Origin of the sequence: Enterobacter cloacae complex sp. SHL001, assembly GCF_049236825.1 — a bacterium.
Classification (GTDB): domain Bacteria; phylum Pseudomonadota; class Gammaproteobacteria; order Enterobacterales; family Enterobacteriaceae; genus Enterobacter; species Enterobacter hormaechei_C.
This window is the reverse complement of record NZ_JBMKIP010000010.1, coordinates 99,992-110,972: the sequence shown is the minus strand read 5'-3', so window position 1 is coordinate 110,972 and position 10,981 is coordinate 99,992. Positions and strand designations below refer to the sequence as shown.

Below are 10,981 nucleotides of genomic sequence, written 5' to 3'. Positions count from 1 at the left end.
TGAGAGTAGGGAACTGCCAGGCATCAATTAAGAAGAACCCCGTACCGTAAGGTGCGGGGTTTTTTGCTTTGCACGTTCTGAAAAGTCGGGTGGTGGCCCAGCCTTACCCGCCCTACATGCTTTTCCTCCTTGAAACTTTCTCACCTTTCGTTTGCAGACTCGACATTAACCCTGTTTCTGGGTATCGTTAGCTGTCTGGATGTCTAAACGTTTATACGTATGCTTTGAGGATTTAAGGTTATGCCGATTCGGGTGCAGGACGAGCTACCAGCCGTCAATTTCTTGCGTGAAGAGAATGTCTTCGTAATGACAACTTCGCGTGCTTCTGGTCAGGAAATTCGCCCGCTGAAGGTGCTGATCCTTAATCTGATGCCAAAGAAGATCGAAACGGAGAACCAGTTCCTGCGCTTGCTCTCCAACTCTCCGCTTCAGGTTGATATCCAGCTGCTGCGCATTGACGCGCGTGAGTCACGCAACACGCCTGCTGAGCATCTGAATAACTTCTACTGTAATTTTGAAGATATTCGCAATGAGAATTTCGATGGACTGATCGTCACCGGCGCACCGCTGGGTCTGGTGGAATTTAATGACGTTGCCTACTGGCCACAGATCAGGCAGGTGCTGGAGTGGGCAAAAGATCACGTCACGTCCACCTTGTTTGTCTGTTGGGCGGTACAGGCCGCGCTGAATATCCTCTATGGCATTCCCAAGCAAACCCGCAGCGACAAACTTTCTGGCGTATACGAACACCACATTCTTCACCCGCATGCGCTGCTGACGCGTGGTTTCGATGACACTTTCCTGGCCCCGCATTCTCGCTACGCCGATTTTCCGGCACAGCTGATCCGCGATTACACCGACCTGGAAATCCTGGCCGAAACGGAAGACGGCGATGCCTACCTGTTCGCCAGTAAAGACAAACGCATCGCGTTCGTTACCGGCCATCCTGAGTACGATCCGCATACCCTCGCCTCAGAGTATTTTCGTGACGTTGAAGCGGGTCTGAATCCGGATGTCCCGTATAACTATTTCCCGAAAAATGATCCGCAAAACACGCCTCGGGCAACCTGGCGTAGCCACGGAAATTTGCTGTTTACCAACTGGCTCAACTATTACGTCTACCAGATTACGCCGTACGATCTGCGCCACATGAATCCGACGCTGGAGTAATCGTCTGCATTAAACGATCCTAAAGCGTTTCAGCTATTCAGATCAGGCACCTTCGGGTGCCTTTTTTATTTCCGAAATCCAACTCAACATCGAAGAAAACTTTAATTCCATATTAATCATGCAGTTGCGATTAGATATAAATTAAAATGGAAATTGTTTTTGATTTTGGAAAAATTATAGATAGTCTTAATTCTGCTGAGCGAAAACTACACAACGATCTTTCGCTCGCGTCGGGGGCGTGATTTTGGATCTTTGATGAGGAGCAGAACGATGACTCAACAGGCAACAACGGTCGATGAACTGACCTTTACCCAGCCGAATGGTGAACAAGAACAGCAAGTTTTGACGGCAGAAGCGGTAGAGTTTCTGACTGAACTGGTGACTCGCTTTACGCCACAGCGTAATAAACTGCTGGCGGCGCGCATTCATCAACAGCAGGAGATCGATAACGGCAAGTTGCCAGGGTTTATTTCGGAAACCGCTTCCATTCGTCATGGTGAATGGAAAATTCGCGGAATCCCTGAAGATTTACAGGATCGTCGCGTAGAGATCACCGGTCCGGTAGAGCGCAAAATGGTGATCAACGCCATGAATGCCAACGTCAAAGTATTTATGGCGGACTTCGAAGATTCCCTCGCGCCGGACTGGCAGAAAGTTATCGACGGGCAGATCAACCTGCGCGACGCCGTCAACGGCACCATCAGCTATACCAACGAAGCCGGTAAAATTTACCAGCTCAAACCGAATCCGGCGGTGCTGATCTGCCGCGTACGCGGTCTGCATTTGCCAGAAAAACACGTCACCTGGCGCGGAGAAGCGATTCCGGGCAGCCTGTTCGACTTTGCGCTGTACTTCTTTCACAACTATAAAAACCTGCTGGCGAAAGGCAGCGGCCCCTATTTCTATCTGCCGAAAACCCAGTCCTGGCAGGAAGCGGCGTGGTGGAGTGAAGTCTTCAGCTACGCAGAAGACCGCTTTGGCCTGCCGCGCGGCACCATTAAGGCCACGCTGCTGATTGAAACCCTGCCTGCCGTATTCCAGATGCATGAGATCCTCCATGCGCTGCGTGACCATATTGTGGGCCTGAACTGCGGCCGTTGGGATTACATCTTCAGCTACATCAAAACCCTGAAAAACCATGCCGACCGGGTATTGCCGGATCGTCAGGTTGTCACCATGGATAAACCGTTCCTCAGCGCCTACTCGCGCCTGCTGATTAAGACCTGCCACAAACGCGGCGCCTTTGCGATGGGCGGTATGGCGGCGTTTATCCCGAGCAAAGATGCAGAGCGTAACAATCAGGTGCTCAACAAGGTGAAAGCCGATAAAGAGCTGGAAGCCCGTAATGGCCACGACGGGACGTGGATTGCCCATCCTGGTCTGGCCGATACGGCGATGGAAGTCTTTAACCGCGTACTCGGCGACAACAAAAACCAGCTGTTTGTCACCCGTGAAGACGATGCGCCAATCGCAGAAGAACAGTTGCTGGCGCCGTGTGCGGGCGAACGCACGGAAGAGGGGATGCGCGCCAACATTCGCGTCGCCGTGCAGTACATCGAGGCATGGATCTCAGGCAACGGCTGCGTGCCTATCTACGGCCTGATGGAAGATGCCGCCACGGCGGAAATTTCACGTACCTCCATCTGGCAGTGGATCCATCATCAAAAAACGCTCAGCAACGGCAAACCGGTAACCAAAGCCCTGTTCCGTCAGATGCTGGCCGAAGAGATGCGGGTCATCCAGGACGAACTGGGCGAGCACCGCTTCAGCAGCGGGCGTTTTGACGATGCCGCACGCCTGATGGAGCAAATCACCACCTCTGATGACTTAATCGACTTCCTGACCCTGCCGGGCTACCGCTTCCTGGCGTAATTCACCACATAACAATATGGAGCATCTGCACATGAAAACCCGTACCCAACAGATCGAAGAGTTACAAAAAGAGTGGACCCAACCGCGCTGGGAAGGCATTCGCCGTCCGTACAGCGCAGAGGAAGTGGTGAAGTTACGCGGCTCGGTTAACCCGGAATGTACGCTGGCGCAGAACGGCGCGGCGAAAATGTGGGATCTGCTGCATGGGGGGTCTAAAAAAGGCTATATCAACAGCCTCGGCGCGCTGACCGGCGGTCAGGCATTGCAGCAGGCGAAGGCCGGCATTGAGGCTATCTATCTTTCCGGCTGGCAGGTCGCGGCGGATGCTAACCTTGCCTCCAGCATGTATCCGGATCAATCTCTTTATCCGGCGAACTCGGTGCCGTCAGTGGTGGATCGGATCAACAATACCTTCCGCCGTGCGGATCAGATCCAGTGGGCCGCGGGTATCGAACCCCACGATCCGCGTTTTATCGACTATTTCCTGCCGATCGTCGCCGATGCGGAAGCCGGTTTCGGCGGCGTGCTGAACGCCTTTGAGCTGATGAAATCCATGATTGAGGCCGGTGCAGCGGCCGTTCACTTTGAAGATCAACTGGCGTCGGTGAAGAAGTGCGGGCATATGGGCGGGAAAGTGCTGGTGCCAACCCAGGAAGCGATCCAGAAGCTGGTTGCCGCGCGTCTGGCTGCTGACGTGCTCGGCGTGCCGACGCTGGTGATTGCCCGTACCGATGCGGACGCGGCGGACCTGATCACCTCTGACTGCGACCCGTATGACAGCGAATTCATTACCGGCGAACGTACCAGCGAAGGGTTCTATCGCACACATGCCGGTATTGAACAGGCGATCAGCCGCGGCCTGGCGTATGCCCCTTACGCCGACCTGGTCTGGTGTGAAACCTCCACGCCGGATCTGGCGCTGGCGAAGCGCTTTGCCGATGCGATTCATGCGAAGTATCCGGGCAAGCTGCTGGCCTATAACTGTTCGCCGTCCTTCAACTGGCAAAAGAATCTGGACGATACGACCATCGCCAGCTTCCAGCAGCAATTGTCAGATATGGGCTACAAGTACCAGTTCATCACCCTGGCGGGTATCCACAGCATGTGGTTCAACATGTTCGACCTGGCGCACGCCTACGCGCAGGGCGAAGGCATGAAACACTATGTTGAGAAGGTGCAGCAGCCAGAATTTGCGGCGGGCAAAGAAGGATATACCTTCGTTTCGCACCAGCAGGAAGTGGGAACCGGCTACTTCGATAATGTGACCACGATTATTCAGGGCGGGGCCTCCTCCGTCACGGCATTAACGGGCTCGACGGAAGAAGCACAGTTCTAATCTTTTCCCCCTCTCCCCCCTCGGGGAGAGGGTTGGGGTGAGGGGGAATATATGTCGCGTGGTCTGGAATTACTGATTGCCCAAACTATTTTGCAGGGCTTCGATGCCCAGTATGGCCGCTTTCTGGAAGTCACCTCCGGCGCGCAACAGCGTTTTGAGCACGCCGACTGGCATGCGGTTCAGCAGGCCATGAAGCAGCGTATCCATCTTTATGATCACCACGTAGGTCTGGTGGTGGAGCAACTGCGCTGTATCACCGACGGTAAAAGCCCGGATGCGGAATTTTTACTGCGCGTGAAAGAGCATTACACCCATCTGTTACCCGACTACCCGCGCTTCGAGATTGCGGAGAGCTTTTTCAACTCCGTCTATTGCCGGTTATTTGACCACCGCTCATTATCTCCTGAGCGGTTATTTATCTTCAGCTCCCAGCCGGAGCGCCGCTTCCGTACCATTCCGCGTCCGCTGGCGAAAGATTTCTTTCCCGATCGCGGCTGGGAAAAGCTCCTGCACCGCGTCTTAACGGATTTGCCGCTGCGCCTGCCGTGGGAGAATAAACCCCGGGATATCGGCTATATCCACGCATATCTCAGTGAAACCTTCGGCGAGGCGGTGCTCAGCCGCAGCCATTTGCAGGTTGCCAACGAGCTTTTCTACCGGAATAAGGCCGCCTGGCTGGTGGGCAAACTGGTTACGCCGACAGCCATCGTGCCGTTTCTGCTACCCATTCACCGTACCGACGACGGCGAACTGTTTGTCGATACCTGCCTGACCACCAGCGCTGAGGCCAGTATCGTATTTGGCTTCGCCCGCTCCTATTTCATGGTCTATGCCCCACTGCCTGCCGCCCTGGTGGAGTGGCTGCGCGAGATCCTGCCGGGCAAAACCACCGCCGAGTTGTATATGGCGATTGGCTGTCAGAAGCATGCCAAAACGGAAAGTTATCGGGAATACCTGCGTTATGTCACCACGGCTGATGAGCAGTTTATCGAAGCGCCGGGGATCCGCGGCATGGTGATGCTGGTTTTCACACTGCCGGGCTTCGACCGCGTGTTTAAGGTGATTAAGGATAAATTTGCCCCGCAGAAAGAGATGACCGCCGCTCACGTCCGCGCCTGCTATCAGCTGGTTAAAGAGCACGATCGCGTCGGGCGAATGGCGGATACCCAGGAGTTTGAAAACTTTGTGCTGGATAAGCAGCAGATCGATCCGTCGCTGATGTCGCTGCTAATGCAGGAAGCGCCGACGAAAATTACCGATCTTGGCGATAAGATTGCGATTAGCCATCTCTATATCGAACGCCGGATGGTGCCGCTAAATATCTGGCTGGAGCAGTCCGAAGGTCAGGCTTTACGAGACGCCATTGAAGAGTACGGCAATGCGATTCGCCAGCTCGCCGCCGCCAATATTTTCCCCGGCGACATGCTGTTTAAAAACTTCGGCGTCACCCGTCACGGGCGGGTGGTGTTCTACGATTACGATGAAATTTGCTACATGACCGAGGTGAACTTCCGCGATATCCCGCCGCCGCGCTACCCGGAAGATGAACTGTCCAGCGAGCCGTGGTACAGCGTATCGCCGGGCGATGTGTTTCCGGAGGAGTTTCGCCACTGGCTTTGTGCCGACCCGCGCATCGGGCCGCTATTCGAAGAGATGCATGCCGATCTGTTCCGCGCCAGCTACTGGCGCGGGCTGCAAACGCGGATCAAAAATGGGCACGTGGAAGATGTCTATGCTTACCGCCGCAAGCAGCGGTTTTGCATCCGCTTTTCTCCCTCTCCCTGTGGGAGAGGGCCGGGGTGAGGGCATCAGGCGGCAATGCACGTTTAACGAATCCCACCATACGCCAGCGTCACCTCTTTCGCGGCCTTAATCACCATCGCGCCCAGCTCGGTGACGCGGTCGTCGGTCATGCGTGAAATCGGCCCGGAGATGGAGATGGCGGCAAACGGCTCGCGGTGCTCGTCAAAAATGCAGGACGCGAGGCAGCGCAGCCCGAGGGCATGTTCTTCGTCATCAAACGAATAGCCGCGCTTGCGGGTCAGAGCCAGATCTTCTTTCAGATGCACGGGCGACACCAGCGTGGCGTGGGTATAGGCGTGCAGTCCTTTACGGTGCAGCAGCCCCGTCACCTGCTCTTCGCTCAGCTGCGAGAGAAACGCTTTCCCTGCGCCAGAGGCGTGCATCGGCAGCTTGCCGCCAATCGGCGCGGACATACGCATCAGCTGCGTACACTGCACCTGGTCGATAATAATCGCCTGGTGGTCGCTCTGATCCAGCACGGCCAGGTTTACCGTCTCGCCGGACTCCTCCATCAGCTTGCGCAGAATCGGGTGGACAATTGCCAGCAGGTTGCGGCTTTGCAGGAAGCTGCTGCCGACAATAAACGCATGCGCCCCCACCGCCCAGTGTCCCAGCTCGCCCACCTGACGCACGAAGCCCAGCTGCTGCATGGTGGTCAGCAGACGGTGCGTGGTGGAGTTCGGCAGGCCAGCCTGCTGCGCCAGCTCCGTCAGGGCCACGCTACCATGCGATTCGGCTATCCATTCCAGCAGCTTCAGGCCGCGCGTCAGGGATTGAACCTGTCCGCCTGGTTGTGCAGCGGTGGTTGCAGCAGGTTTTCTGCCGCGTTTAGCGGGAACGGTCGTAACCATAACGAACTCCTTTTTCTGTATCGTGGAAATCATTTTCGTTTTATTTGGTGGTTTTGCAACCGCTTTCCTGACTGATCGGAGGAGTGATAGTGAACATGTCTCATGTTACCGCTGTGTGACTTTTCGACCCTGCGAGATTATGCCAGTATGGAACGCAGCCTTTTGGCCATGTTGAGCGTTGTCGGGAGCAAGTGTGAGCAGCAAAGTAGAGCAACTGCGTGCGCAGTTAAATGAACGAATTCTGGTGCTGGACGGCGGCATGGGCACCATGATCCAGGGCTATCGTCTGAGTGAAGACGATTTCCGAGGCGAGCGCTTTGCCGACTGGCCTTGTGACCTGAAAGGGAACAATGACCTGCTGGTGTTAAGCAAACCGTCTGTTATCAGGGATATCCACAACGCTTACTTCGAAGCGGGTGCGGATATTGTTGAAACCAACACCTTCAACTCGACAACCATCGCCATGGCGGATTACCAGATGGAATCCCTGTCGGCGGAGATCAACTTTGAAGCGGCGAAGCTGGCGCGCGCCTGCGCCGACGAATGGACGGCCCGTACGCCGGACAAGCCGCGCTACGTAGCCGGGGTGCTGGGCCCAACCAACCGCACCGCGTCGATTTCTCCGGACGTCAACGACCCGGCGTTTCGGAACATCACCTTTGACCAGCTGGTTACCGCCTACCGCGAGTCGACCAAAGCGCTGGTGGAAGGCGGTTCCGATCTGATCCTGATTGAAACCGTATTCGACACCCTCAACGCTAAAGCCGCGATTTACGCGGTGAAAGAGGAGTTCGAGGCGCTGGGCGTCGACCTGCCGATCATGATTTCCGGCACCATCACCGACGCCTCGGGGCGCACGCTTTCCGGCCAGACAACCGAAGCGTTTTATAACTCCCTGCGCCACGCCGAAGCGCTCTCCTTCGGCCTGAACTGCGCGCTGGGGCCGGACGAGCTGCGCCAGTACGTGCAGGAGCTTTCGCGCATCGCAGAGTGCTACGTCACCGCCCACCCGAACGCCGGTCTGCCGAACGCGTTTGGTGAGTACGATCTCGATGCCGACACCATGGCGGCGCAAATCCGCGAATGGGCCGAATCTGGCTTCCTCAACGTCGTCGGCGGCTGCTGCGGCACCACGCCGGAGCATATCGCCGCCATGAGCCGCGCCGTCGCCGGGCTTGCACCGCGCAAGCTACCCGAGCTTCCGGTAGCCTGTCGTCTGTCCGGCCTGGAGCCGTTGACCATCGGCGACGACAGCCTGTTTGTGAACGTGGGTGAACGTACTAACGTTACCGGTTCTGCGAAGTTCAAGCGCCTGATCAAAGAAGAGAAGTACAGCGAAGCGCTGGACGTTGCCCGCCAGCAGGTAGAAAGCGGCGCGCAGATCATCGATATCAACATGGACGAGGGGATGCTTGATGCCGAAGCGGCGATGGTGCGTTTCCTCAACCTGATTGCCGGTGAGCCGGATATCGCCCGCGTGCCGATCATGATTGACTCTTCCAAATGGGAAGTCATCGAAAAAGGGCTGAAGTGCATTCAGGGCAAAGGCATCGTTAACTCCATCTCGATGAAAGAGGGCGTCGATACCTTTATCCACCACGCGAAGCTGGTCCGTCGCTACGGAGCCGCCGTGGTGGTGATGGCCTTCGATGAAGTGGGCCAGGCCGATACCCGCGAGCGCAAGATTGAGATTTGCCGCCGCGCGTACAAAATTTTGACCGAAGAGGTGGGCTTCCCGCCGGAAGACATCATCTTCGACCCGAACATCTTCGCCGTCGCGACCGGCATCGAAGAGCACAACAACTACGCCCAGGACTTTATCGGCGCGTGTGAAGACATTAAACGCGAGCTACCGCATGCGCTGATCTCCGGCGGCGTGTCAAACGTGTCGTTCTCGTTCCGCGGCAACGACCCGGTGCGTGAGGCGATCCACGCCGTATTCCTCTACTACGCCATCCGCAACGGGATGGACATGGGGATCGTCAACGCCGGCCAGCTGGCAATTTACGACGATCTGCCAGCCGAGCTGCGCGACGCCGTAGAAGACGTGATCCTCAATCGTCGTGACGACGCCACCGAACGCATGCTGGATCTGGCGGAAAAATACCGCGGCAGTAAATCTGACGAATCAGCCAACGTTCAACAGGCCGAATGGCGCTCCTGGGATGTGAATAAGCGTCTGGAATACTCGCTGGTAAAAGGCATTACCGAGTTTATCGAGCAGGATACCGAGGAAGCGCGTCAGCAGGCCGCCCGTCCGATTGAAGTGATCGAAGGGCCGCTGATGGACGGTATGAACGTGGTCGGCGATCTGTTCGGCGAGGGCAAAATGTTCCTGCCGCAGGTGGTGAAATCCGCCCGCGTCATGAAGCAGGCGGTGGCGTATCTGGAACCCTTTATCGAAGCCAGCAAAGAGAAGGGCTCCAGTAACGGTAAAATGGTCATCGCCACCGTGAAGGGCGACGTACACGACATCGGCAAAAACATCGTTGGCGTGGTGTTGCAGTGTAATAACTACGAAATTATCGATCTTGGCGTAATGGTCCCGGCGGATAAAATCCTCAGGACCGCGCGCGAAGTGAATGCGGATCTGATTGGTCTTTCCGGGCTGATTACGCCTTCGCTTGACGAAATGGTCAACGTGGCAAAAGAGATGGAGCGCCAGGGCTTTACCATTCCGCTGCTGATTGGCGGGGCAACCACCTCGAAAGCCCACACGGCGGTGAAAATCGAGCAGAACTACAGTGGGCCGACGGTGTATGTCCAAAACGCCTCGCGCACCGTGGGCGTGGTCTCCGCGCTGCTGTCCGACACCCAGCGCGATGACTTTGTCGCCCGCACCCGCAAAGAGTATGAAACCGTCCGCATTCAGCATGGACGTAAGAAACCGCGCACGCCGCCGGTTTCGCTTCAGGCGGCGCGCGATAACGATCTGGCGTTCGACTGGTCCAGCTATACGCCGCCGGTCGCACACCGTCTGGGCGTGCAGGACGTGACGGCCAGCATCGAAACGCTGCGTAACTACATCGACTGGACGCCGTTCTTCATGACCTGGTCGCTGGCGGGCAAATATCCGCGCATTCTTGAAGATGAGGTGGTGGGCGAAGAGGCGAAGCGCCTGTTTAAAGATGCTAACGACATGCTCGACAGGCTGAGCGCAGAGAAAGCCCTCAACCCGCGCGGCGTGGTGGGGCTGTTCCCGGCGAACCGCGTGGGCGACGATGTGGAAATCTACCGCGATGAAACCCGCACCCACGTGCTGGCCGTGAGCCACCACCTGCGCCAGCAAACCGAGAAAGTGGGCTTTGCCAACTACTGCCTGGCGGATTTCGTCGCACCGAAACTCTCCGGTAAAGCCGACTATATCGGCGCCTTTGCCGTAACCGGTGGTCTGGAAGAAGACGCGCTGGCGGATGCGTACGACGCGCAGCACGATGATTACAACAAAATCATGGTGAAAGCGATCGCCGACCGTCTGGCGGAAGCCTTCGCTGAATATCTGCATGAACGCGTACGTAAGGTGCACTGGGGCTACGCGGCGAATGAGAATCTCAGCAACGAGGAGCTAATCCGCGAAAATTACCGGGGCATTCGTCCGGCGCCGGGGTATCCGGCCTGCCCGGAACACACCGAGAAGGGCACTATCTGGAAGTTGCTGGACGTCGAAGCGCATACCGGCATGAAGCTCACCGAGTCGTTCGCCATGTGGCCGGGCGCGTCCGTTTCCGGCTGGTACTTCAGCCATCCGGACAGCAAGTACTTCGCCGTGGCACAGCTTCAGCGCGATCAGATTGAGGATTACGCCCTGCGTAAAGGCATGAGCGTGTCAGAGGTGGAACGCTGGCTGGCGCCGAATTTGGGCTACGACGCAGACTAACGTCACTTTTCCTTACAACAAACAGGGCACCGCTATGGTGCCTTGTCTCTTTCTTACGTTTAAACCCTTATA

Annotated in this window: 6 protein-coding genes; 5 read left to right on the top strand and 1 reads right to left on the bottom strand. The window is 56.6% G+C overall.

The window, feature by feature from the left end; translation table 11 throughout:
* Positions 1–240 precede the first annotated feature (240 nt).
* From metA to aceK, 4 genes are all read left to right on the top strand, one after another.
* A complete protein-coding gene (gene metA / locus ACOTYH_RS20275; protein ID WP_045349128.1) occupies positions 241–1,170 on the top strand; it encodes a homoserine O-acetyltransferase MetA in 930 nt (309 codons plus the stop codon).
* 270 nt (positions 1,171–1,440) lie between these two features.
* A complete protein-coding gene (aceB, locus tag ACOTYH_RS20270) occupies positions 1,441–3,042 on the top strand; it encodes a malate synthase A (protein WP_023295752.1) in 1,602 nt (533 codons plus the stop codon).
* A 31-nt stretch (positions 3,043–3,073) separates the two neighbouring features.
* Positions 3,074–4,378, top strand: a complete 1,305-nt coding sequence (gene aceA / locus ACOTYH_RS20265) for an isocitrate lyase (RefSeq protein ID WP_023295753.1) — start codon at positions 3,074–3,076, stop codon at positions 4,376–4,378.
* Between the two features lie 51 nt (positions 4,379–4,429).
* Positions 4,430–6,181 carry a bifunctional isocitrate dehydrogenase kinase/phosphatase gene (gene aceK / locus ACOTYH_RS20260; protein WP_015570160.1) on the top strand — a complete coding sequence of 584 codons (1,752 nt, stop codon included), beginning with the start codon at positions 4,430–4,432 and terminating at the stop codon, positions 6,179–6,181.
* Positions 6,182–6,204: 23 nt separating this feature from the next.
* Here aceK and iclR read toward each other — a convergent pair whose 3' ends face one another.
* Positions 6,205–7,032, bottom strand: a complete 828-nt coding sequence (gene iclR, locus ACOTYH_RS20255) for a glyoxylate bypass operon transcriptional repressor IclR (RefSeq protein WP_003860353.1) — start codon at positions 7,030–7,032, stop codon at positions 6,205–6,207.
* Positions 7,033–7,225: 193 nt separating this feature from the next.
* On the opposite strand from iclR, the gene metH reads away from it, so the two are divergent.
* Entirely contained in the window at positions 7,226–10,909 is a 3,684-nt protein-coding gene (metH, locus tag ACOTYH_RS20250; RefSeq protein ID WP_349404560.1) for a methionine synthase, read from the top strand.
* The last annotated feature ends 72 nt before the right edge of the window (positions 10,910–10,981 follow it).